Origin of the sequence: Synechococcus elongatus PCC 6301 (assembly GCF_000010065.1) — a bacterium.
GTDB classification, from domain to species: Bacteria; Cyanobacteriota; Cyanobacteriia; order Synechococcales; family Synechococcaceae; genus Synechococcus; species Synechococcus elongatus.
This window is the reverse complement of sequence record NC_006576.1, coordinates 499,692-521,619: the sequence shown is the minus strand read 5'-3', so window position 1 is coordinate 521,619 and position 21,928 is coordinate 499,692. Positions and strand designations below refer to the sequence as shown.

The 21,928-nt window shown below is 55.6% G+C and carries 20 protein-coding genes and 1 riboswitch; of the genes, 9 read left to right on the top strand and 11 right to left on the bottom strand.

Annotation, left to right across the window (positions count from 1 at the left end; genetic code table 11):
- Position 1: 1 nt before the first annotated feature.
- Positions 2 to 328, bottom strand: coding sequence for a hypothetical protein (locus SYC_RS02385; protein ID WP_011242777.1), 327 nt, complete (start codon positions 326 to 328; stop codon positions 2 to 4).
- Positions 329 to 536: 208 nt separating this feature from the next.
- Here SYC_RS02385 and glgB point away from each other — a divergent pair, with 208 nt between their 5' ends.
- From glgB to clpB, 5 genes are all read left to right on the top strand, one after another.
- A complete protein-coding gene (glgB, locus tag SYC_RS02380; RefSeq protein WP_011242776.1) occupies positions 537 to 2,861 on the top strand; it encodes a 1,4-alpha-glucan branching protein GlgB in 2,325 nt (774 codons plus the stop codon).
- 59 nt (positions 2,862 to 2,920) lie between these two features.
- Positions 2,921 to 3,985, top strand: coding sequence for a uroporphyrinogen decarboxylase (hemE, locus tag SYC_RS02375; protein WP_011242775.1), 1,065 nt, complete (start codon positions 2,921 to 2,923; stop codon positions 3,983 to 3,985).
- A gap of 21 nt (positions 3,986 to 4,006) precedes the next feature.
- Positions 4,007 to 4,981, top strand: coding sequence for an NAD-dependent epimerase/dehydratase family protein (locus tag SYC_RS02370; protein ID WP_011242774.1), 975 nt, complete (start codon positions 4,007 to 4,009; stop codon positions 4,979 to 4,981).
- Between the two features lie 28 nt (positions 4,982 to 5,009).
- The gene (gene petE, locus SYC_RS02365; RefSeq protein ID WP_011242773.1) at positions 5,010 to 5,387 is read left to right on the top strand and encodes a plastocyanin; all 378 of its coding nucleotides are present in this window, start codon (positions 5,010 to 5,012) and stop codon (positions 5,385 to 5,387) included.
- A 166-nt stretch (positions 5,388 to 5,553) separates the two neighbouring features.
- Positions 5,554 to 8,178 (top strand): ATP-dependent chaperone ClpB, encoded by a 2,625-nt coding sequence (gene clpB / locus SYC_RS02360; protein ID WP_041677077.1) that lies wholly within the window; start codon positions 5,554 to 5,556, stop codon positions 8,176 to 8,178.
- A gap of 115 nt (positions 8,179 to 8,293) precedes the next feature.
- Here the strand turns inward: clpB and SYC_RS02355 are convergent, their stop codons facing one another.
- Positions 8,294 to 9,091: a TPM domain-containing protein gene (locus SYC_RS02355; RefSeq protein WP_011242771.1), complete on the bottom strand. Its 798-nt coding sequence runs from the start codon at positions 9,089 to 9,091 to the stop codon at positions 8,294 to 8,296.
- 97 nt (positions 9,092 to 9,188) lie between these two features.
- Between SYC_RS02355 and SYC_RS02350 the strand changes: the two genes are divergently transcribed.
- Positions 9,189 to 10,352 carry a class I SAM-dependent methyltransferase gene (locus tag SYC_RS02350; protein ID WP_011242770.1) on the top strand — a complete coding sequence of 388 codons (1,164 nt, stop codon included), beginning with the start codon at positions 9,189 to 9,191 and terminating at the stop codon, positions 10,350 to 10,352.
- 238 nt (positions 10,353 to 10,590) lie between these two features.
- Here SYC_RS02350 and SYC_RS13945 read toward each other — a convergent pair whose 3' ends face one another.
- The 4 genes from SYC_RS13945 to SYC_RS02335 form a co-directional block, all read right to left on the bottom strand.
- Entirely contained in the window at positions 10,591 to 10,731 is a 141-nt protein-coding gene (locus SYC_RS13945; RefSeq protein ID WP_162010010.1) for a hypothetical protein, read from the bottom strand.
- Positions 10,732 to 10,820: 89 nt separating this feature from the next.
- Positions 10,821 to 11,480 (bottom strand): class I SAM-dependent methyltransferase, encoded by a 660-nt coding sequence (locus SYC_RS02345; RefSeq protein WP_011242769.1) that lies wholly within the window; start codon positions 11,478 to 11,480, stop codon positions 10,821 to 10,823.
- Positions 11,461 to 12,597: an anhydro-N-acetylmuramic acid kinase gene (locus SYC_RS02340; protein WP_011242768.1), complete on the bottom strand. Its 1,137-nt coding sequence runs from the start codon at positions 12,595 to 12,597 to the stop codon at positions 11,461 to 11,463. The genes SYC_RS02345 and SYC_RS02340 overlap by 20 nt, the downstream gene beginning before the upstream one ends.
- 137 nt (positions 12,598 to 12,734) lie before the next feature.
- The gene (locus tag SYC_RS02335; protein WP_011242767.1) at positions 12,735 to 13,352 is read right to left on the bottom strand and encodes a TenA family protein; all 618 of its coding nucleotides are present in this window, start codon (positions 13,350 to 13,352) and stop codon (positions 12,735 to 12,737) included.
- A 317-nt stretch (positions 13,353 to 13,669) separates the two neighbouring features.
- Between SYC_RS02335 and SYC_RS02330 the strand changes: the two genes are divergently transcribed.
- Positions 13,670 to 14,095, top strand: coding sequence for a hypothetical protein (locus SYC_RS02330; RefSeq protein ID WP_011242766.1), 426 nt, complete (start codon positions 13,670 to 13,672; stop codon positions 14,093 to 14,095).
- A gap of 75 nt (positions 14,096 to 14,170) precedes the next feature.
- Here the strand turns inward: SYC_RS02330 and thiC are convergent, their stop codons facing one another.
- From thiC to dnaA, 4 genes are all read right to left on the bottom strand, one after another.
- The gene (thiC, locus tag SYC_RS02325) at positions 14,171 to 15,541 is read right to left on the bottom strand and encodes a phosphomethylpyrimidine synthase (RefSeq protein WP_011242765.1); all 1,371 of its coding nucleotides are present in this window, start codon (positions 15,539 to 15,541) and stop codon (positions 14,171 to 14,173) included.
- Positions 15,542 to 15,658: 117 nt separating this feature from the next.
- Positions 15,659 to 15,756, bottom strand: a riboswitch (TPP riboswitch).
- Positions 15,757 to 15,836: 80 nt separating this feature from the next.
- Positions 15,837 to 17,075, bottom strand: coding sequence for a DUF445 domain-containing protein (locus SYC_RS02320; protein WP_041676922.1), 1,239 nt, complete (start codon positions 17,073 to 17,075; stop codon positions 15,837 to 15,839).
- Between the two features lie 2 nt (positions 17,076 to 17,077).
- The gene (gene ubiE, locus SYC_RS02315) at positions 17,078 to 17,779 is read right to left on the bottom strand and encodes a bifunctional demethylmenaquinone methyltransferase/2-methoxy-6-polyprenyl-1,4-benzoquinol methylase UbiE (RefSeq protein ID WP_011242762.1); all 702 of its coding nucleotides are present in this window, start codon (positions 17,777 to 17,779) and stop codon (positions 17,078 to 17,080) included.
- A 140-nt stretch (positions 17,780 to 17,919) separates the two neighbouring features.
- Positions 17,920 to 19,368 (bottom strand): chromosomal replication initiator protein DnaA, encoded by a 1,449-nt coding sequence (gene dnaA / locus SYC_RS02310; protein WP_011242761.1) that lies wholly within the window; start codon positions 19,366 to 19,368, stop codon positions 17,920 to 17,922.
- Between the two features lie 109 nt (positions 19,369 to 19,477).
- On the opposite strand from dnaA, the gene SYC_RS02305 reads away from it, so the two are divergent.
- Both SYC_RS02305 and SYC_RS02300 read left to right on the top strand, forming a co-directional pair.
- Positions 19,478 to 20,635: an HhoA/HhoB/HtrA family serine endopeptidase gene (locus SYC_RS02305; RefSeq protein ID WP_011242760.1), complete on the top strand. Its 1,158-nt coding sequence runs from the start codon at positions 19,478 to 19,480 to the stop codon at positions 20,633 to 20,635.
- 11 nt (positions 20,636 to 20,646) lie between these two features.
- Positions 20,647 to 21,075 (top strand): hypothetical protein, encoded by a 429-nt coding sequence (locus SYC_RS02300; protein WP_011242759.1) that lies wholly within the window; start codon positions 20,647 to 20,649, stop codon positions 21,073 to 21,075.
- A gap of 64 nt (positions 21,076 to 21,139) precedes the next feature.
- Here SYC_RS02300 and SYC_RS02295 read toward each other — a convergent pair whose 3' ends face one another.
- Positions 21,140 to 21,871 (bottom strand): glucosamine-6-phosphate deaminase, encoded by a 732-nt coding sequence (locus tag SYC_RS02295; RefSeq protein ID WP_011242758.1) that lies wholly within the window; start codon positions 21,869 to 21,871, stop codon positions 21,140 to 21,142.
- Positions 21,872 to 21,928 lie beyond the last annotated feature (57 nt).

Genomic DNA, 21,928 nt, shown 5'->3' with positions numbered 1-21,928 from the left:
ACTAGCGAGTCAGCACACAGTAGTTGCCGTTGGCATAGCTGCCGATAGGACAGGATCCAAGCTTAGGGATCACAGGCCGAGCCGTCTGGCTAGCCAGGCAATAGTTACCGGAGGCGTACCAGCCCACTGGACAATTACCGAGCTTGAGGACGGCGGGTCGCGCTTGCCGCCCCGGGACACAGTAGCTGCCGGAGGCGTAGTAGCCCAGAGGACAACTACCCTGTCTTTCGATGGGGAGCGGAGAGGCGATCGCCCCCCAGCTCCAGCAACTGCAACTCAAGCCACTGATGGCTAGCGATCGGGGCAAGCAGCGCAGAAAACGAGGCACTGGAGTTTTTGATGAAGACTCTGAGGTTGTTTTAACCTGATTTTTGTCAGCGTCAACCGCTGTGGCGATTGCCTCAAGGTTCAGCGTCCCAGAGCGGAACTCTGTAATCTGTGCCAAGAACTGCAGCAGAGTCGAGTCGGATTGCTACAGTGACTAGGACTCTGGCCTATTTGGGCTAGCCTGACCCTGATCCTTCCTGCGTAACCCTATGACTGGTACGACCCCGCTCCCCTCCAGCAGCCTATCCGTCGAGCAGGTCAATCGCATTGCCAGTAATCAAGAGCAAAATCCTTTCGATATTCTGGGCCCTCATCCCTACGAGCACGAAGGTCAAGCCGGGTGGGTGATTCGCGCCTATCTACCCGAGGCGCAAGAAGCTGCTGTGATCTGTCCAGCCTTGCGCCGCGAATTTGCGATGCACCCGGTGCATCATCCCCATTTTTTTGAGACTTGGGTCCCAGAAGAGACTCTGGAGATCTATCAACTGCGCATTACAGAGGGAGAACGCGAGCGGATTATCTACGATCCCTATGCCTTCCGATCGCCCTTGCTGACGGACTATGACATCCACCTGTTTGCAGAGGGTAATCACCACCGCATCTACGAAAAACTGGGGGCTCACCCCTGCGAGCTTGAAAACGTGGCTGGCGTTAACTTCGCCGTTTGGGCTCCCAGTGCCCGTAATGTCTCCATTCTGGGTGATTTCAATAGCTGGGATGGCCGCAAGCATCAGATGGCGCGGCGCAGCAATGGCATCTGGGAACTGTTCATTCCCGAACTCACGGTAGGTGCTGCCTACAAGTACGAGATCAAAAACTACGACGGTCACATCTACGAAAAAAGTGACCCCTATGGTTTCCAGCAGGAAGTTCGTCCCAAGACTGCATCAATTGTTGCCGATCTCGATCGCTACACCTGGGGGGATGCGGATTGGCTGGAACGCCGCCGGCATCAAGAGCCCTTGCGGCAGCCGATCTCGGTCTATGAAGTGCACCTTGGCTCGTGGATGCATGCCAGTTCAGATGCGATCGCGACGGACGCTCAAGGCAAGCCACTACCACCGGTCCCCGTTGCCGATCTCAAGCCAGGGGCCCGCTTCCTCACCTATCGGGAATTGGCCGATCGCCTGATTCCCTACGTGCTCGATCTGGGCTATAGCCACATCGAGCTGCTGCCGATCGCGGAACATCCCTTCGATGGTTCTTGGGGCTATCAGGTCACCGGCTACTATGCCGCCACCAGTCGCTACGGCAGCCCCGAAGACTTCATGTACTTCGTCGATCGCTGCCATCAAAACGGGATCGGCGTCATTCTCGACTGGGTGCCCGGCCACTTCCCCAAAGACGGCCATGGCCTCGCCTTCTTCGATGGCACCCACCTCTATGAGCACGCCGACTCACGCCAAGGCGAGCACCGCGAATGGGGCACCCTGGTCTTCAACTACGGTCGCCACGAAGTGCGCAACTTCCTTGCAGCCAATGCCCTGTTTTGGTTCGACAAGTACCACATCGATGGCATTCGGGTCGATGCCGTCGCCTCGATGCTCTACCTCGACTACAACCGCAAGGAAGGTGAGTGGATCCCCAATGAGTACGGTGGGCGCGAAAACATTGAAGCGGCGGACTTCCTGCGCCAGGTCAACCACCTGATCTTCAGTTACTTCCCCGGTGCACTGTCGATCGCAGAAGAATCGACGTCCTGGCCAATGGTCTCTTGGCCCACCTATGTCGGCGGCTTGGGCTTCAACCTCAAGTGGAATATGGGCTGGATGCACGACATGCTGGACTACTTCAGCATGGATCCTTGGTTCCGCCAGTTCCACCAAAACAACGTCACCTTCAGCATTTGGTACGCCTTCAGTGAGAACTTCATGCTGGCGCTCAGCCACGACGAAGTCGTCCATGGCAAAAGCAATCTGATTGGCAAAATGCCCGGCGATGAATGGCAGAAGTTCGCCAACCTCCGGTGCCTGTTGGGCTACATGTTCACCCACCCTGGTAAGAAGACCCTATTCATGGGCATGGAGTTCGGTCAGTGGGCGGAGTGGAATGTCTGGGGCGATCTGGAGTGGCACCTGCTCCAGTACGAACCCCATCAGGGTCTGAAACAATTCGTTAAAGACCTCAATCACCTCTATCGCAATGCGCCCGCACTCTACAGCGAGGACTGCAATCAAGCCGGTTTTGAGTGGATTGACTGTAGCGACAATCGTCACAGCATCGTCTCGTTTATTCGCCGCGCCCACGAGAGCGATCGCTTCTTGGTGGTGGTCTGTAATTTCACACCCCAGCCCCATGCCCACTACCGAATTGGGGTACCGGTTGCCGGTTTCTACCGCGAGATCTTTAACAGTGATGCCCGCTCCTACGGCGGCAGCAACATGGGTAATCTGGGTGGCAAATGGACTGATGAATGGTCTTGCCACAATCGGCCCTATTCCCTTGATCTCTGTCTGCCACCGCTGACGACCCTCGTGCTTGAACTGGCCTCTGGCCCAGAATCCCTGAGTGAGGCTGCCAACAGTCCCCTATAATTCGAAATTGCCAGACTGGCGGAACCCACTGGCGTTCGCTCCTCTACTCTGTAGGTTTCATGGTCGCGTCGTCTTCGCTCCCCCGACTTTTGCGCGCTGCCCGTGGCGAGGTTCTCGATCGCCCACCCGTGTGGATGATGCGCCAAGCTGGTCGCTACATGAAGGTCTATCGCGATCTGCGGGACAAGTACCCTGGCTTCCGTGAGCGTTCGGAAACGCCGGAACTGGCGATCGAAATTTCGCTGCAACCGTTCCGCGCTTTCAAGCCCGACGGCGTCATCCTGTTCTCGGATATCCTGACGCCCTTGCCGGGCATGGGCATTCCCTTCGACATCATTGAGAGCAAAGGCCCGATTCTGGAGCCGCCGATCCGCACGGCTGAACAAGTGGCAGCAGTGCATGATCTCGATCCGGAAGAAGCCACGCCTTTCATTCGTCCAATTTTGGAAACCCTTCGTCAGGAAGTCGGCAACGAAGCCGCCGTGCTAGGGTTTGCCGGTGCGCCATGGACTCTCGCGGCCTATGCGATCGAAGGTAAAAGCTCGAAAACCTACGCCAACATCAAGCACCTTGCCTTTTCGGAACCGACGATCCTGCATGAGTTGTTGGGCAAGCTAGCCGACAACATTGCCATCTACCTCTGCCACCAAATTGACTGTGGTGCGCAGGTTGTTCAGCTGTTCGATTCTTGGGCCGGTCAGCTGAGCCCGATCGATTACGACACCTTCGCTCTGCCTTATCAGCAGCGTGTCTTCCAGCAAGTGAAGGCAAAACACCCTGAAGTGCCCTTAATTCTCTACATCAGCGGTAGTGCTGGCGTACTGGAGCGGATGGGCCAGTCGGGCTGCGATATCGTCAGCGTCGATTGGACGGTTGATTTGCTCGATGCTCGCCGCCGCTTGGGTCCGGATATCGGCCTGCAAGGCAACATCGATCCGGGTGTGCTGTTTGGCTCTCAAGATTTCATCCGCGATCGCATTTTGGACACGGTGCGTAAAGCTGGCAATCAGCGGCACATTCTCAACTTGGGCCACGGCATCCTGCCCGGGACTCCTGAGGATAATGCCCGTCACTTCTTTGAGACGGCCAAAAACCTCGATCAACTCTTGGCAGCGAGTCACTAACTTGCGAGAGGCAATCACTGGGTGAGTAAGCGCGTCTTCATCACTGGGGCCAGCGGCTGTGTCGGCCACTATCTGACGGAAACGTTGCTGCTCAACACAGACTATGAGCTGTTTCTGCTCGTCCGCGATCGCCAGAAGCTGACGATTGATGTCAAGCGTCGGCCCGGAGTGGAGGTGATCGAAGCCGATATGGCGGACATCGATCGCTTCCACGAGCTACTGCAAACCATCGACATTGCTGTTTTGACGGCTGCAGCTTGGGGTGGTGCTGAGGCAACACAACAGGTCAATGTCCAGCAGGTCGTCACACTGCTAAGTAGCCTTGATCCCGAGCGTTGCCAACAGGTCATCTACTTCTCGACCGAGAGTGTCCTCGGCCACAACAATGAGTTGCTGCCCGAAGCAGCGCTCTATGGGACTGATTACATCCGCACCAAGTATCAGGGTCTGCAGGAAATCGAGAACCTCGCGATCGCGCCCAAGGTGACGGCAGTCTTCCCCACTCTTGTCTTTGGTGGCGGTAGTGATGGCAAGCGATCGTCCTTCCTAACGGCGGGGTTACAGGATGTCGTCAAGTGGCTCTGGCTGATTCGCTTCTTCAAAGGTGAAGCCAGTTTCCACATTGTTCATGCCTACGATATTGCCCAAGTCGTTCGTTATTTGATTGCTCACCCTCCAGCAGAACCGGGTGTCCGGAAGTTCGTGTTGGGCACCTCTGCCATCACCTTGGATGATGCGGTTCGCCAAGCCTGCGACTACTTTGGCTTGCGCATTTGGTTCCAGATTCCGTTGACGCGGGGCTTGGTCGATTTCTTCATCAAGGTCTTCCGCATTCAGATGACCGATTGGGATCGATTTTGTATCAATTATCGGCATTTCACCCACACCAATCCGGTGAATCCCGCCCAGTTTGGCATGGTGCCCTACGTCAACAGCTTGGCTGACCTGTTCCGCGTTAGTGGATTCAAGTCTCGCCAGCGCCTTAGCGTAAAATAGATCCACGGCATTTGACTGAACCTTAATCATGAAAGTTTTGGCTTCTTTTGCACGCCGCCTCAGCCTCTTCGCTGTTGCTGCTGTGCTCTGCGTCGGTAGCTTCTTCCTCTCGGCAGCACCGGCATCTGCTCAGACCGTTGCGATCAAAATGGGCGCAGACAACGGCATGCTGGCGTTTGAACCCTCGACCATCGAGATCCAAGCGGGCGACACGGTCCAGTGGGTCAACAATAAACTGGCGCCCCACAACGTTGTGGTCGAGGGCCAACCGGAACTCTCTCACAAAGATCTCGCCTTCTCGCCTGGCGAAACCTTTGAAGCTACCTTCAGCGAGCCTGGCACCTACACCTACTACTGCGAGCCCCACCGCGGCGCTGGCATGGTTGGCAAAATCGTGGTCCAGTAATCTTTTGCTTCAGATCTAACGATTGTTCTCAACAGCCTCTACTGCAGAGTAGGGGCTTTTTACTGGCGATTCAAAAGACGGATTTCGCTCGAGCACTGGCCGGATCTCCGATCTGGGCAAGCGGTCGCCCCTGCCTAAAATGGGTTCATCGCTGGAACTTCTCACCATGCAACCGACGAATCCCAATCAATTTACTGAAAAAGCCTGGGAAGCGATCGTTCGCACAACTGATGTTGCGAAACAAGCTCAGCATCAGCAAATTGAATCAGAACATCTGTTTTTGGCCTTGCTTCAAGGACCAGGGCTGGCTCTGAATATCCTCAAGAAAGCAGGGTTAGAAGCGGCACAACTACAGCAGTTTACAGAGCGGTTTATTGCCCGCCAGCCAAAGGTGAGTGGGGGTAATCAGTCGGTTTATCTGGGGCGATCGCTCGATCAACTCCTCGATCAGGCGGATCAGTTTCGCAAGGACTTTGGGGATGAATTTATTTCGGTTGAGCACCTCATCCTCAGCTTTCCCCGCGATTCCCGTTTTGGGCGCTTGCTCAGTCAAGAATTCAAGGTTGACGAGAAGCAGCTCCGTCAGATTATTCAACAGATTCGAGGCAGCCAAAAAGTGACTGATCAAAACCCTGAAGGTAAATACGAAGCCCTCGAAAAATATGGGCGTGACCTGACTGAAATGGCGCGTCGTGGCAAGCTCGATCCCGTCATTGGCCGCGATGATGAAATCCGTCGCACTATTCAGATTCTCAGTCGGCGCACCAAGAATAATCCGGTCTTGATTGGCGAGCCTGGGGTTGGCAAAACTGCGATCGCAGAAGGATTAGCCCAGCGGATTATTAATGGTGATGTCCCGCAATCCCTCAAGGATCGGCGGCTGATTGCTTTGGACATGGGTGCCTTAATTGCAGGTGCTAAATTCCGGGGTGAGTTTGAAGAACGCCTGAAAGCAGTCCTCAAGGAAGTCACTGACTCTGAAGGCATCATTATCCTCTTTATTGATGAGATTCATACGGTGGTTGGTGCTGGAGCGGTCCAAGGCTCCATGGATGCTGGCAACTTACTGAAGCCGATGCTGGCGCGGGGAGAATTGCGCTGTATTGGGGCAACCACACTAGATGAATATCGCCAATATATTGAGAAGGATGCGGCTCTTGAACGACGCTTCCAACAGGTCTTTGTCGATCAACCTACGGTAGAAGATACGATCTCGATTTTGCGTGGCTTAAAAGAGCGCTATGAAGTGCATCATGGCGTCCGTATTTCTGACAACGCTCTTGTCGCTGCTGCTGTCCTCTCGACCCGCTACATCAGCGATCGCTTCTTGCCAGATAAGGCGATTGATTTAGTCGATGAGTCGGCGGCTCGACTCAAGATGGAAATCACTTCAAAGCCAGAAGAATTAGATGAGATCGATCGCAAGATTCTCCAGCTCGAAATGGAACGACTCTCCTTGCAAAAAGAGAGTGATCTTGCCTCACAGGAACGTCTGCAACGGCTAGAAAAAGAGTTGGCCGACCTAAAAGAAGAGCAGCGGAGTTTAAGCAGTCAATGGCAAGCTGAAAAGGATGTTATTACTGATATCCAATCCGTCAAGGAAGAGATTGATCAGGTTAACTTGCTAATGCAACAGGCTGAGCGAGATTACGACCTGAACAAAGCAGCTGAGCTGAAGTACGGCAAACTGACAGAACTGCAGCGCAAGCTCAACGAAATGGAGGGCGGTTTAGCGACGACCCACACCAGTGGCAAGTCTCTGCTGCGCGAAGAAGTGACAGAGGTTGACATTGCTGAAATCATCTCTAAGTGGACGGGGATTCCTGTCAGCAAGCTGGTTGAGTCAGAGATGCAAAAGCTCCTCAATCTCGATGAAGAACTGCATCAACGGGTGATTGGCCAAGAAGAAGCGGTTTCTGCTGTCGCGGATGCAATTCAGCGATCGCGAGCTGGGTTGTCTGATCCGAAACGCCCGATCGCGAGCTTCATCTTCTTGGGCCCTACAGGGGTTGGTAAAACCGAGTTGGCCAAAGCCCTAGCTGCCTATCTCTTCGACACTGAAGACGCGATGATTCGCATTGATATGTCGGAGTACATGGAGAAACACGCGGTTTCGCGGCTAATCGGCGCGCCTCCGGGCTACGTCGGCTATGACGAAGGCGGCCAACTCACGGAAGCGGTGCGGCGGCGTCCCTATTCCGTCATCCTCTTTGATGAGATTGAGAAGGCCCATCCAGATGTCTTCAACGTCATGTTGCAGATTCTCGATGATGGTCGAGTCACCGATAGCCGCGGCCGAACAGTGGACTTCAAGAATACAATCTTGATTTTGACCAGCAATATCGGTTCGCAATACATTCTCGATGTGGCTGGCGATGACAGCCGCTACGAAGAAATGCGGAGCCGTGTCACCGAAGCACTGCGGGCTAATTTCCGACCGGAATTTCTGAATCGGGTCGATGAGACAATCATCTTCCACAGCCTGCGCAAGGATCAGTTGCAGCAGATTGTGCGGATTCAACTGCATCGCCTTGAAGAACGATTGAGCGATCGCAAATTATCGCTGTCGATGAGTCCAGAAGCGATCGATTTCTTGGTTGAGATTGGTTTTGATCCCGTCTATGGAGCTCGTCCGCTCAAACGAGTCATTCAGCGAGAGTTGGAAACTGCGATCGCTAAGGCGATCCTCAGGGGGCAATTCAGTGATGGCGACACGATTCAAGTTGCTGTGGAGAATGAACGACTCGTCTTTAAGGCGATCGCAACTCCAACTGCGGTTCCCCTGAGCTAATCACCCCCTCTAATTTGAGCGAAGTAAAAGCCTGTAATCCACGATCGGGATTACAGGCTTTCTGTTGAATATAGAGTCGTGACAGCTGACCTTCATCAGCCATCGCTAGCGATCGCTATTGAGCAGGCGTAGAAGAATTCGAACTGCGGAATTGATAGATCAAGTAAGCGCCCAAGGCTCCAACTAAGAAGCCCGCGACATTCCGAAAGAGCGGCAGCCAGTCAGTGGTGCGAGTAATTACTGGACCAATGCCAAAGGCAATGAACAAAATTCCCCAGAGCGGCGAGAAGATTAGCACCCATTGCCAAGCGATGATCTGACCGGGCTTGCGGGGGTGTGCTGTGAATCCACAAACCAAACCGCCGAGGACGGAGGTGACCAGTGTTAGAACCCATTGTTCTTGCGGTAGCCCTGGCACCACACTGCAGCCACCCTGGCGCAGGCAGCCTTCAATCGAATGAAGAGAATCAAAAATTGCTCCGTCTTCGCCATGGTCGCGCACGTAGAACTGGTTGCCGTAGCGCGTTTGTAACTCAACCCAGAAAGTCCGCGGCATGAAGGCATAGAAGGCTTCACCGACGTTGAAGTTCAGTAAGTTACCGCCCCGCTGATCTGCAATCAGCAGCACGCTGCGCTCATCTAAATTCCAGAAGTCACGCACGGCTAGCCCCGGTGTGCGATCGAACTGAGTCAGCACCCGCAGCTTCCAGCCGGTTTCATCTTCAAACTGGTTCAGTTCTCGGGCTAGTCGTTGCTCTTGGGTGTCGGTGAGCACACGAGCCAAGTCGATGATCGGGGTGGGGCTATCAGGCAGGAGCTCAGGATTATTAAAGGCCTGCGCGGGAGCGGCAGGGAGCAGGAAGAGAAGCGCCGCGATCGCAGCACAGAGTTTCGGAAGCCAGGAAGTCAACATGGGCAATACCGGAACGGCGCGGAAAAAGGACAAGGCAACGCAGCTACAATCACAATTCTTAATAAGACTCTCATCGTAGCAAGCGGACTCCCCTCTGATGACTCAGGCTATCCCCGATCGCCTCTTAGAATGGTTGGAAAGCCAGCCCCAGCGCCGCTTGACGATGGCGCAGTTTATGAGCTGGGCGCTCTACGATCCCGAGTCGGGCTACTACAGCAGCCGCACCGGGCAATTTGGCGATCGGGGTGATTTTGTCACATCCCCCTCGCTTTCAGCTGATTTTGCCGAATTGCTGGCGGTACAAGCCGCAGAGTTTTGGCAAGTTCTCGGACGACCCGATCGCTTTGTTTGGGTCGAGATGGGGGCGGGCGCTGGCCAGTTTGCAGGGGACTTTTTAGCAGCGATCGCCGGAACCGAGTTAGAAGCAACGTTGCACTATCGCATCATTGAGCGATCGCCCCAACTGCGGCGGCAGCAGCAAGAGCGACTAGAACCCTGGCGCGATCGCGTCGATTGGTGGACTTGGGAAGACTGGGCCACTCAGCCAACCGTCGGTGTGGCTTTCTCGAATGAGCTAGTGGATGCCCTGCCGGTGCATCGGATCCAGTGGCAAGGGGGTGAATGGCAAGAAATTTATGTGACGGAAAATGCGGGGGTTCTGCAAGAAGTCTTGGGACCGCTGTCGAGCCCTGACCTTGTTGATGTCTTTGCAGACTTGGGATTGGCAGCGGCGATCGCACGTCTGCCCGAGGGCTACCGAACGGAGGTGCATCCGGCGGCGAAGCAGTGGCTCGCTCAGGTCGTTCAGGGATTGCAGCGGGGCTACTTGCTGACGATCGATTACGGCTACAGCGGCGATCGCTACTACGCGGCTGGCCGCACGGATGGCACCCTTCAGGCCTACTGGCAGCAACGCTTTCACAACGATCTCTATGCTCGGCCGGGGCAGCAAGATCTGACGGCCCATGTCAATTTTTCAGCGCTGGAAGTCTGGGGCGAAGCGCTCGGGCTCAAACGCTTGGCCTTTACGGAACAGGCTCTGTTTCTGATGGCGCTGGGCTTGGGCGATCGCCTCATGGCACTCTCCCAACCACAGTCCGGATCAGACCTGAGTCAGTTGTTACGGCGACGCGAAGTGCTACACCGGTTGCTCGATCCCACCGCACTCGGAAACTTTGGGGTCTTGTTGCAAGGGCTCAACCTCAGTCCTGAAGAACGAGCACAATCGTTACGTGGCTTCACAGTTCCAGCAAGCTTGTAACGAAAGGTCGCGAAACCCAAACGTTAATTACAGTCTGGGGATTCTGCCGCGATCGCTTCCTAAGCGAACAGTAATCTGTAGCGCAGAATGCAATTCACCCACGGCCATGAAGCGACCTTTCCTGAACAGCGCACTGCTTGACCAATTCCTAATTGCCGCCCTTGGTGCTGGAGTGGTCACGACCTTTGCAGTCGCTCAAGGACAGTCGCCGCTGACCGCATTAGGTATCACTGTGTTTTCAGGTGTTGCGGCGTTGATCTTGGGGCAATTCATCTAATTTCGCGCCTTTTTCTGTCACGGCGTTGGAGTCAAGACTCACGCCTTTTGATTTTGCTCTCTGAGCGGGTACAGCAACAGAAAAATGAGGCTCAGCAGCCATCAATTCAGTTTCAAACCCATCTAACATTGGCCAGCTTTTTGTTTTAGGACAATTAGCTGGCTGATTTTATGAGTCGATTAATTGTCTGTTCAATGAATTGCAGCGCCAACTTTTTTGGCGATCACGTAAACATGCCTTTCAGGATACTGATCGTATTCAAGATGAAGACAGGTGCAGTGGCAGTCACTGAGGAGCTTCAGAAATGCATCAATTCCTAGGGTGCTGTACTCAAAATCCTGACCTTGGAATACACCAGCAATTTCACCGGCTTGATCTCCACCGCCACAGGTAAACATCAAAATCCCCTGATCTTCTAGGGCAGCACAGAGTTTTCTGTGTACAGGGGCTTGTTGGTCTAGCGGTAGATGAAAGGTACTATCCCAAGCAACAATCAAGCTGTAGGACTTGCTAGGAATCCACTCACAGATATCTGCTCTGTAGAAAGTCACTTCAGGATGTAGTTGCTGAGCCAAATCAATCATTGCAGTGGAAATATCCAGTCCTTCGACCTGAAATCCTCTGTTGCTCAGACACTCAATAAAGCGGCCACTACTACCACAGCCGACCTCGAGAGCTAACTTGGGCTGGTGAGTCGGATCGACAAATTGAATTGCTCGCTCTAATTGTCGAAGGCCATACTGTGAATCTTGATGTTGCGTTTGCCACCATTGGGCAATGGTGTCATATCGAGCTGCGGTTTCCTGGGGCTGCATTGGATTAGAACTCTGCTTAGGTTCGAGCAAAAACATCGCCTAGTAAGGCAGGACCCGACGCCCCAGTCACTGCCGGCAAATTGCCAGGAACGTTGTGCTGTCGCCAATAGGCTAGAACCGCGATCGCGATCGCTTCCTTGGCTTGGGAGTTGACCCCAAAATCATCCGTACTCGCGATCTTCACTGTTGGTAATTGCTGCTGTAATCGCTGCAGCAAAAATTGATTATGTAACCCACCGCCACAGACCAAAACGCGATCGGGTAAAGCTGGCAAAAAGTGGCGATAGTTATTAACAATGCTGGCAGCAGTAAATTCTGTCAAAGTTGCCAGTTGATCCGCAGCTGTGAGGCGATCGAGTTCTGCCGCCCAAGTCTCTAAAAACTGCCAACCGTAGCGTTCGCGTCCTGTCGATTTTGGCGGCGGCAAGCGGAAATAGTCATCCTCCTGCAACCAGCGATCGCAGAGCACCTGATCGATCTGTCCAGTTGCGGCCCACTGACTACCGTCATCGTAGGAGAGCCGACCTTGGCTCAGTTTTTGCACCGCCAGATCCAGCAGGGAATTACCAGGGCCGGTATCCCAACCGCGGACTTCCGACTGCCAGTCAGGGTGATCGCGGCGCGGCAGCCAGGTGAGATTACCGATGCCACCAATATTCTGCACACAACGATTTTCGGAATCACTGCCTAACAACCACAGGTCTACTGCAGGAACGGGGGGGGCTCCCTGACCGCCCAACGCCAGATCGGCACTGCGGAAGTTGCTGACCGTTGTAATCCCTGTCTGCTGGGCGATCGCAGCTCCCCAGCCCAACTGCACACTCCAGCCTAGTTGCCCTGCTTGCAGCGGCTGATGGTAAACCGTCTGGCCGTGAGACCCGATCAGATCCACTGCACCATGCTGCTGAATCAAGGTTTGGGCTGCTGTCGCAAAGGCTTGAGCGATCGCAGCGTCGAGTGCGGTCAATTCCGCCACGCTCAGCGGAAATCCGGCTGCGACTTCCAAAATGCGATCGCGCAGGCTCGGTTCGTAGGCAATCGTCTCAAAGGCCAGTAGCGCAACGCTTAAGTCTGCCTGAAAACCCTGAATTTCCGCGATCGCTACATCAATGCCATCGGCACTGGTGCCACTGATCAATCCCAAAACACGCATTAGCTAGGCGGCGCCTCGATTGCAGTATTCGAACCCATGACCACCAACAGTTTGCCAGTCTCTGGGGTGAGGGAGGCGTTGAGGGGATCTCAAACCGATTGCCGTAGCCGACTGCCAACACACTGCCCCCCATAGCGCTATGCCGTCCCCACAGCACTAAAAAAGTCGCGCTCACAAGTCAGTGCGTAGGTATAGGGTTCTGCTGCGATCGCCTCGGTCCCATGGCGATCGAGCAGGGCTTCTAGCTGCTGGGCCAAACTGTCAAAGGCTGGATCAGCATAGGTTTCGACCCACTCGCCGTAGGGTTGAGGGGCATAGCCGCGTTGTGACCAGAACTGCCCCAGGTCTGCATAGAGCCGCATACAGGGCACCATTGCCGCCGCGATCGCCCCCAGTGGTTGACTCCAAGCGATCGCCGTCAAAAAATCCACATAGCGATGCGTGGCTGGATTGGGCTGCACCGATCGCAGATCGATCTGCCAGCGAGTGGCCAGACTGGCATGGAGCTTCAGTTCGGCTAGGATGCCATCAGCCAACTGATGGAACTGCTCAAAATCTTGCTGATTGGCCGACTTGGCTGCCGCAATACTGTAGGCCCGCGCAAAGGCTTCTAGGAAAAAAGCATCCTGACCAATGTAGGTCTGGAAGTTAGTCAAGGGCAGGCTGCCTTTCACCAACGCCACGACAAAGGGATGAACCCGAATCTCAGCAACCAAGGCTTGATTTTGTTGCCAAAGGCGGTCAGCCAAACTCACGCAAGAGCCCCGCTTTCTCAGAGATCACGGTTGATCCTACTCCGTGGTTCTCAGTTACCCAGTTAGATAGAGGCTAATCAGAATTCCTGTTAGGCATTCAAGTCACGCCCTAGACTGGCTAAAGGCCAGTAGCACGACTACTCCAGTTCCAAGCACGCTAGAGGCCCTCTGCGATCGCGACTATCCCCAGCCGCCGAATCAGCTTTCAACAGGTGCAAGCCAGCAGTTTATCCCGATAGTGATCACCAGGCTTTAACTATTCTTTGGATTCAGGCGCTGATCCCCCACCTACCTTGGGGATAGGAGGAGGAAGTGATATGCGCAGCCTAAGCTACAGTCTGGGTGCAGCAATTCTCGGCAGCTTGGGAATCTGGGTTACTGCTGGACTATCGCAGGTTGCCTGGGGGGATGGAGCCTATCTCTACGGCGAAGCCAAAACCCGTGATGAAATTGGCAAAACCTATCTTGTCTTTGCCGCAGCGGGCAACCGTTTGGAAGGTGCAATCTACATGCCCTATTCCTCCTTTGACTGTTTTCAGGGCACCATCCGCGATCGCCAACTGGTGCTGACTATTGCCGACAGTTTTGATGGGCAAGAGTACCGTTTCAGCATTCCGATCGCTGCGGCCGCCACGGAGCCCAACCAACCGCCCCAACTGGCGGGCTTTTACGACCTCAAGCGTCTCAGTGACAACGATCAGCGCATCCTCAAGCAATGCCGACAAACGCCGCGTTCGCGGTGATCAAGAAATCGCTCCCCCAGTGCCACTAGAGGAGCGATCGCTCAATTCTAATTCAGCTTAAGAGAGCTCGAGAACCTACGCCAGAGCGCTATCTTTCTCGAGGAATTTTTCCAACTCGGTTAGATCTTCCTCGGTGATCTTGGTTTGCATCGGACAGTGCTTCGGTCCACACATCGAACAGAATTCTGCCGTTTTGTAGATATCTGCTGGCAGAGTTTCGTCGTGGTATTCCCGCGCCCGCTCTGGATCGAGGCTCAAGTCAAATTGCTTGTTCCAGTCGAAGGCGTAGCGTGCCCGACTCAGTTCATCATCGCGATCGCGAGCACCCGGACGGTGGCGAGCGATATCTGCTGCATGAGCCGCAATTTTGTAGGCGATCAAACCATTGCGCACATCTTCCGCATTGGGCAGACCCAAGTGCTCTTTGGGCGTGACGTAGCAGAGCATTGCCGTGCCATACCAGCCCGCCATTGCTGCCCCGATCGCGCTGGTGATGTGGTCATAGCCCGGTGCAATGTCGGTCACGAGGGGACCCAAGACGTAGAAGGGAGCTTCTGAGCACTCTTCCATTTGCTTGCGGACGTTGAACTCGATCTGGTCCATGGGAACGTGGCCTGGCCCTTCGACCATGACTTGCACGTCGTGTTCCCAAGCAACCCGCGTCAGTTGACCGAGAGTCTTCAGCTCGCTGAGCTGGGCATCGTCGCTAGCATCGTGCAGGCAACCCGGCCGCAGCGAGTCACCCAAGCCGAAGCTACAGTCGTAGCGCTTGAAGATTTCGATGATGTCGCGAAAGTGGGTATAGAGCGGGTTTTGCTTGTGGTGGTAGAGCACCCACTGGGCAATGATGCCGCCGCCCCGCGAAACAATCCCGGTGATCCGGCTCTTGACCTTGGGCAGGTGTTCAATCAGCAGACCGGCGTGGATGGTTTGGTAGTCGACGCCCTGTTCGCAGTGCTTTTCGATCACATGCAAGAAGTCGTCGGCGCTGTGTTTTTCGATGCGCCCGTGAACGGATTCCAGGGCTTGGTAGACCGGCACGGTGCCGATCGGTACCGGCGAAGCATTGATGATCGCGGTGCGAATCTCATCGAGGTTGCCGCCGCCGGTCGAGAGGTCCATGACGGTATCGGCACCGTATTTGACCGCGAGCTTCAGCTTCTCGACTTCTTCATCGATGTTGGAGGCGTTAGGCGAAGCACCGATGTTGGCGTTGACCTTGCACTTGGAGGCAATGCCGATCGCCATCGGCTCCAAATTGGTGTGGTTGATGTTGGCGGGGATAACCATCCGACCCCGTGCCACTTCATCCCGAATTAGATCGGCTGGCAGATTTTCGCGCCGCGCCACGAAGTCCATTTCTTCGGTGATCACGCCTTGGCGGGCGTAGTGCATTTGAGTGACGTTGGCTTGGCCTCGGCGGGGTGCGATCCAGTCGCTGCGCATAATGACAGACTCCTTGCGAGATGAGTGGCAATTCGCAACCGAACTGCCAGACGGCTAGGAGTACCCGATTTTCGAGGAGAAGACCCTCGATCGCCTGTTGCCACGCGATCGCGATGGAATCATTCTGATCAGCTTCCCTCCGCCGGTATTACCCGGTGCCAGGTTCCAAGGGTGTAATCTCAGCCCAACCCTGTTGAGCACCCCTAGCCTGCTCAAATCTTAGCTGACGGCTGGGACGGTCCCTTGCTGATCCTTGATCGGGATCACGAGAGGTTTGGTGAGCTGCAAGCTGACACTAGGTGCTTAAAGACCAAACGTTGATCAGGCTTTGCACGCAGCCCAGCAGTACCCCCAAAACGCCGCCAATATTGACGATCGCCTGCAACTCACTGCGAACAATCCCTTGAATTGCCGCTTCCAGATCGGCTGCCGGCGTCGCCTCAACGCGACCGATAATCAGGTCTTCCAAGGCCAAAATGGGCAGGGCGGCAGCAACTAAATCTTCCAATTCATGCTCCAGCCGCTGGTCGAGGATCAGCGCCACTTCGTGTCTAAAGGCGGCGATCGCCTCGTCACTGATCACTGCTGTCCGCAAGCGATCGAGCAAGGCCCGCGCCGCTGCGGTCCAATCGAGACCGCCCAGTGCCCCTTCTAGTAGCGACAGGCCATCCTGATCCAGCCATTGGCGCAGTCCCTGACGCAGTTGAAGACGGAGATCGGTGAGGGTCGTCTGAGGCAAATCGGTCAGCTGAAAGGTTTGCAGGGCTTGGCTGAGCTGTTGGCGCAGGGCCAACCGTTGACTGAGTTCGGCAATTACCGCGTCGCCTGCTTCGGGTTGCTCACGCAGAAACTGGCGCAGTCGCTGCAAGCTAGACTGCACCCCAAACAAATTGGCGATCACCCAGTCGGTGCCCCGGGTGCGATCGCGAACGATGCGATCGAGATTGCGGATGTTGTCGTCGGTGAGAAAGTCCAGCATGACCCGCCGAATCTGATCGGGTGGAAATGCGCCCTCTAGTAACCAGTCGCCCAGCTGTTGTGCCTGCAAAGGGCCCAGTTTCTGGCTGAGGAGCTGCTGTTCAAACCAACGATCGATCTGGGCGTCTAACCCTTGGCGCTGGCGAACGATCGCCCGTAGCCAGCGGGGTAGGGCACTGCCCGCCAAGTCGCGCAATACATCAGCAGCCACCTCAATGCTGCGGGGATCTCGAACCTCGCGCAGGCGCTCTAGTAACAAGCTGACTAACCAGGCGATCGCCGCTTCCAAGCGCGGCAGTTCTAGGAGGCGGCGCGCCAGATCATGGAGCGCATCAGGGGTCAGCAGCGATCCCAAAATGGCGTCGGCAATCCGCCTTGCTAATCGCCCTTGGTTGGCTGGAATCAGTCCCGGTGTAAACGGCAGCTGCCAGCCCCCGATCACGACTGGGCGATAGGGCCGAAACAACATGCGAATCGCGAGATCGTTGGTGAAGTAGCCAATAATCCCGCCAACGACTGGTGGTAACAGCCATAAACCGAGGGTGCGCCCGTCCAAAATTACGCCTCAACCACCAACACACCCATCAGCCCTGCTGCCAGTTCGTAGTGCTTGGCCCGCTGAAAACCCGCTGCGATCGCTAATGCCACCTGCTGCTGACCCTGGGGAAATGCCTCTAGGCTGGCATCGATGTACTCGTACTCAGCAGCACAGTTTTGGGCGGCGGCAGCCGGTACAACCCAGCGATCAAGATAAACCTGCTGAAACTGCCGTAACAGCGGTGAGTAGGGGCGGTGCATATCGAGGATCGCTGCCCTAGCCCCCGGCTTCAACACCCGTTGCAACTGCCGCAAAACCGTAGGGATATCCGGTACATTGCGCAGGCCATAGCCTAAGGTCGCTGCATCAAAGTGATCATCTGGAAAAGGTAGGTCGAGGGCATCGCCCCGCTGCCAGTCGATCACCAGTGCGCTAGCAAGCTGGCGAGCGCGATCGCCTGCAACAGACAGAAGCGCCTGCGAGCGATCGAAACCAATGACTTGCCCCTTGCTCCCGACTACTTTTGCTAGCAAAAAAGCCAGATCGCCACTGCCGCAGCAGAGATCCAAAACGCGATCGCCGGGTTTTGCGGCAGACCATTTGACGGCCATGCGCTTCCAGAGGCGATGCAGGCCAAAGCTGAGCTGATCATTCAGATTGTCGTAAATCGGCGCAATCTGATCGAATAGCCCTTCCACCGCATCGGGAGCCAGCACACTCATGGGGGTTCACAGCACTCCGTTCCCCACCCTATCGCAGGCGGCGATCGCTCCTAAAAGCTGCGGACCAGAGTGAAACAGTCTGCAATCTAGAGCAAGCTTTGAGGGCTGCGGCAGAAGAGCAAAGGGGGTGGCCGTGGCTTCTAACCGCGGCTAGCTACAAACAGCTGATCGTTGATTTCTTGCAACTGTTTTCCCATCTGGGGATCGGACTGGCGAAGCTGGCCAATTTTTTCGCAGCTGTACATCACCGTCGTGTGATCTTTCCCGCCAAATTGTTCGCCAATTTTCGGCAGACTTAAGTCCGTATGCTGACGCATTAAGTACATGCCGACCTGACGAGCTAAGCTGACTTCCCGTCGTCGGGAGTTACCGCGGAGATCTTCGATTGAGACATCAAAGGTTTCTGCAACGGTTTGGAGAATCATCTCAGGCGAGAGCTCCATTTTTTCCGTTGGCGGTGTGAGAACGGGGGCTATATTCGCCAAGGTCAGGGCTAGGCCTGAAATTGAAGCATAGGCAACGGCCCGCGTCAGAGCGCCCTCGAGCTCACGGATGTTGGAGGTGTAGCGGGCTGCGATGTACTCAATCACATCGCGGGGGAGGGGCATATTTTCAAATTCTGATTTCTTCTGGAGAATGGCAACGCGTGTCTCAAAGTCGGGGGGCTGAATATCCGCAATCAAGCCCATCGAGAAGCGAGAAATCAGACGTTCCTGCAAACGCGGAATTTGGCTGGGTGGGCGATCGGAAGCCAACACAATTTGCTTGCCCGCTTCATGCAGGGAATTAAAGGTATAGAAGAATTCTTCTTGGGTATATTCTTTGCCTTCAATAAACTGAATGTCATCGACCATAATCACATCGGCTGCGCGGTAATGTTCGCGGAAGCTCTGCATGCTGTCGCGGCGAATCGCAGCGATCAAATCATTCGTAAATTGCTCGGTAGAAACGTAAAAAATCTTGGCATCTGGGTCAATTTCCAAGCGGTAGTGCCCGATCGCCTGCATCAGATGGGTTTTGCCCAGCCCCACCCCGCCACAGAGAAATAGTGGATTGTATTCGCGGCCTGGATATTCAGCGATCGCCAAGGATGCCGCATGGGCCATGCGGTTGTAGGCTCCCACCACGAAGCGACTAAAAACGTACTTCGGGTTGAGGTCGCTGCTGCGCAGGGGCGGACGTCCCGCTGTTGTCGTCGGTGGTTTGACGACTTCAACGGCTGGGGGTGGACTGATGGCCGGCCAGAGCTCTGCACCACTTTCTGGTTCAGCGCTGGTGTCACTAAGGACGCCAATCTGCAGTTCAATGCCATGGCCGAGAATTTCAGCGGCAACATCGGCGATCGTGCGCAGATAGTATTTCTGCAACCAGTTGCGCGCAAACGGGTTGGGCGTACTGAGACGCAGCACTTTGCCGTCGAATGCTTCTGCCGTCGCCGTTTTAATCCAAGTTTCAAAGGTCGGCCGGCTCAGCTGGTGCTGCAAGCGTTCCAGAATTTGTTCCCAGAGGTGTTCTAGGGACTGTTCCACAGCGATCGCAGCTGAATAGGGAATCAATACTATACCCCCAACCTTTTTGCCGCGTCGCATCAGCGATTGCCAAAGCAGACAGGACGGAAAGCCGTACCAAGCGCTGCATTACCGTCTGAAGGCCAGACCTAGAATAAATTCAGCATTTCCCCCGGCCACGGGTCGCTTCATGACTGACAGCTTCTTCAAACGAACCTTGGGGCTCGGCAGCCTAGTGCTGCTGGGCTTAGGGGGCTGTTCACAGGTGGCACAGTTGCCTACGCCTCCCAATCCACTAGCGGTAAATCGCAGCGAAGCAGCATCACCCAATCGGCCCCCGTTACCCTTGCCTGAAAACGCCAACTTCATTGTGGCGGCTGTCGAGCGGGATGGCGCTGCCGTGGTTCGGATCAATGCATCCCGCCGTGTCAGCAATGGCGATCCCTTCGGCGGCTTGTTTGGCGGCCCGCCGGCGGGTGGCAATCGCGTCGAGCGGGGTTCCGGTTCTGGCTTCATCTTTGATAGTAATGGTCTGCTGATGACCAATGCCCACGTTGTGGAAGGAGCCGATCGCGTTCAAGTGCGGCTCAAAGACGGCCGAACCTACGATGGCCAAGTCCTAGGTGCTGACCCGGTTACGGATGTGGCCGTCGTCAAAATTGATGCCAAGGATTTACCGACCGTCCGCATTGGCAATTCCGATAACCTCCGTCCTGGCGAATGGGCAATCGCGATCGGTAATCCCCTCGGTCTCGACAACACCGTGACGGTGGGCATTATTAGCGCCACTGGGCGTTCGAGTTCAGAAGTTGGGATTCCCGACAAACGGGTTGGCTTCATTCAGACCGATGCTGCGATCAACCCAGGCAACTCTGGCGGTCCCCTCTTGAATGCTGCTGGCGAAGTGATTGGCATTAACACCGCGATTCGTGCCGACGGTCAGGGAATTGGCTTCGCGGTACCGATCAACACGGCCCGCCGCATTGCAGATCAAATTATTCAGACTGGCAAAGCCTCCCACCCGCTCTTGGGTGTTCAGATGCTGCCGCTGACCCCGGAAATTGCGCGCGAGAATAACCGTAATCCCAACGCCAGCATTGATCTGCCGGAAACTGACGGTGCCTTAATTGTCCAAGTCTTGCCCAACTCTCCAGCGGCGGCAGCCGGGATCCGTCGAGGGGACGTGATTACGGCGGCAGAAGGTCAGCCTATCCGCTCAGCTTCGGATCTCCAGACAGCCGTGGAGAAGAAAAAGGTGGGCGATCGCTTGGCTCTGGAACTGCTCCGTCAGCAACAGAAGCGGCAGGTGACGGTTCAGCTGGCTGAAATTCCCCAGCAACAGGGCTAGGGACAGTCAGCATGGATCCGCTGGATTTCGGCTCCTATCGGGCAGCGGCGGCACATCCGCTTCCCAGCCACGCTGTGATTGCCAGCCCCGGTGGGCATTACAGCTACCGAATCATCGGCCCTTGCTGCCGTCTCTTCGATCGCGAAGAGCTGCCTTGGCCTTGTTGTCGGTTGCAGTGGCGCGGCAAGGAGCCGAGCTGGCGGCGCGTGGGTCGCCGGTTTGTGGTGGACTTAGCGACCCGGCGATCGCCCTCCTACGCCGTCGAGATCTTGGAGCCCGGGCACCAAAGTCAGCCGGTGGTGATCACTTTTTACTCAGTAAAGCTCAGCCCTGAGCAACAGGCTTGGTGGCACTCGCGATCGCTGACGGCCCCAACGGCCACAGTTGAACCTCCCTCGCGACCGGCCGCGATCGCCCCTGAAGCTGAGAGCCACTGTTGATGATTGCCTCGGAAAGCAATCAACTCATCAGCCATGCTGGACGCGTTGTCCTGAGAACACTTGCTCAAGATTGATCCACTGTCAATGCTGCTGCCGCAGCGTGATCGGCATAGAGCGTTGTGGCGGGGTGCTCTTGGAGGTAAGAGGCAGGAATGGCCGTTGTTGGGGGTGGCTGTAAGGCTTGCGCCAAAATTTTGGTCTTGCTAGCTCCGGTTACTAGCCATAGCAATTCCCGAGCTTCCAGGATGTCTGCCAACCCCAAACTCAGAGCGGCGCTGGGGACAGCCTCCGGATCGCCCCCGAAAGCTCCTGCATTTTGCTGGCGCGTGCGATCGCTCAGTTGAACCAAGCGCACGCGACTCTCGCGAGCACTACCCGGTTCATTGAAGGCGAGATGACCGTTTTCCCCTAGGCCTAGCAGTTGCAGATCCAAGCCACCGGCCTGTTTTAGGCAACGGCGGTAGCGCTGCGATTCCTGGGCGGGATCTAAGGCTGCTCCGTTCAGAAACTGAACTTGTTCAGGTCGCAAACCGGCAGGCTGACAGAAACGCTGTCGCAGTTCCGCCGCAAAAGAGCTGGGATGATCGGTCGCCAAACCCCAATATTCATCTAGGGCAAAGATGCGGCAATGCTGCCAGTTGAGGGAGCGGCCCAGCAGCTCCGCATAGAGGGGCACCATAGTGCGGCCAGTAGCCAGCCCCAAGCACAGATCGGGTTGGGCTTGCAGGCGATCGGCAATGCGATCGGCGACCGCTTGAATCACGTCAGCAGGCGAAGGGAAAACTAGGCAGCGCATTTTGAACCAGCGAGGCTGTCGTCATCCTACGGGCGATCGCGCTTGCGATGGAGGACA

Coding starts and splice junctions, on each gene's coding strand:
- glgB (WP_011242776.1), top strand. CDS start 537: ATGACTGGTACGACCCCGCTCCCCTCCAGCAGCCTATCCGTCGAGCAG.
- SYC_RS02345 (WP_011242769.1), bottom strand. CDS start 11,480: ATGTTTTTGCTCGAACCTAAGCAGAGTTCTAATCCAATGCAGCCCCAG.
- ubiE (WP_011242762.1), bottom strand. CDS start 17,779: ATGAGTGTGCTGGCTCCCGATGCGGTGGAAGGGCTATTCGATCAGATT.
- SYC_RS13945 (WP_162010010.1), bottom strand. CDS start 10,731: ATGGCTGCTGAGCCTCATTTTTCTGTTGCTGTACCCGCTCAGAGAGCA.
- SYC_RS02330 (WP_011242766.1), top strand. CDS start 13,670: ATGCGCAGCCTAAGCTACAGTCTGGGTGCAGCAATTCTCGGCAGCTTG.
- SYC_RS02355 (WP_011242771.1), bottom strand. CDS start 9,091: ATGTTGACTTCCTGGCTTCCGAAACTCTGTGCTGCGATCGCGGCGCTT.
- thiC (WP_011242765.1), bottom strand. CDS start 15,541: ATGCGCAGCGACTGGATCGCACCCCGCCGAGGCCAAGCCAACGTCACT.
- clpB (WP_041677077.1), top strand. CDS start 5,554: ATGCAACCGACGAATCCCAATCAATTTACTGAAAAAGCCTGGGAAGCG.
- SYC_RS02340 (WP_011242768.1), bottom strand. CDS start 12,597: ATGCGTGTTTTGGGATTGATCAGTGGCACCAGTGCCGATGGCATTGAT.
- SYC_RS02305 (WP_011242760.1), top strand. CDS start 19,478: ATGACTGACAGCTTCTTCAAACGAACCTTGGGGCTCGGCAGCCTAGTG.
- petE (WP_011242773.1), top strand. CDS start 5,010: ATGAAAGTTTTGGCTTCTTTTGCACGCCGCCTCAGCCTCTTCGCTGTT.
- dnaA (WP_011242761.1), bottom strand. CDS start 19,368: ATGCGACGCGGCAAAAAGGTTGGGGGTATAGTATTGATTCCCTATTCA.
- SYC_RS02300 (WP_011242759.1), top strand. CDS start 20,647: ATGGATCCGCTGGATTTCGGCTCCTATCGGGCAGCGGCGGCACATCCG.
- SYC_RS02350 (WP_011242770.1), top strand. CDS start 9,189: ATGACTCAGGCTATCCCCGATCGCCTCTTAGAATGGTTGGAAAGCCAG.
- SYC_RS02295 (WP_011242758.1), bottom strand. CDS start 21,871: ATGCGCTGCCTAGTTTTCCCTTCGCCTGCTGACGTGATTCAAGCGGTC.
- hemE (WP_011242775.1), top strand. CDS start 2,921: ATGGTCGCGTCGTCTTCGCTCCCCCGACTTTTGCGCGCTGCCCGTGGC.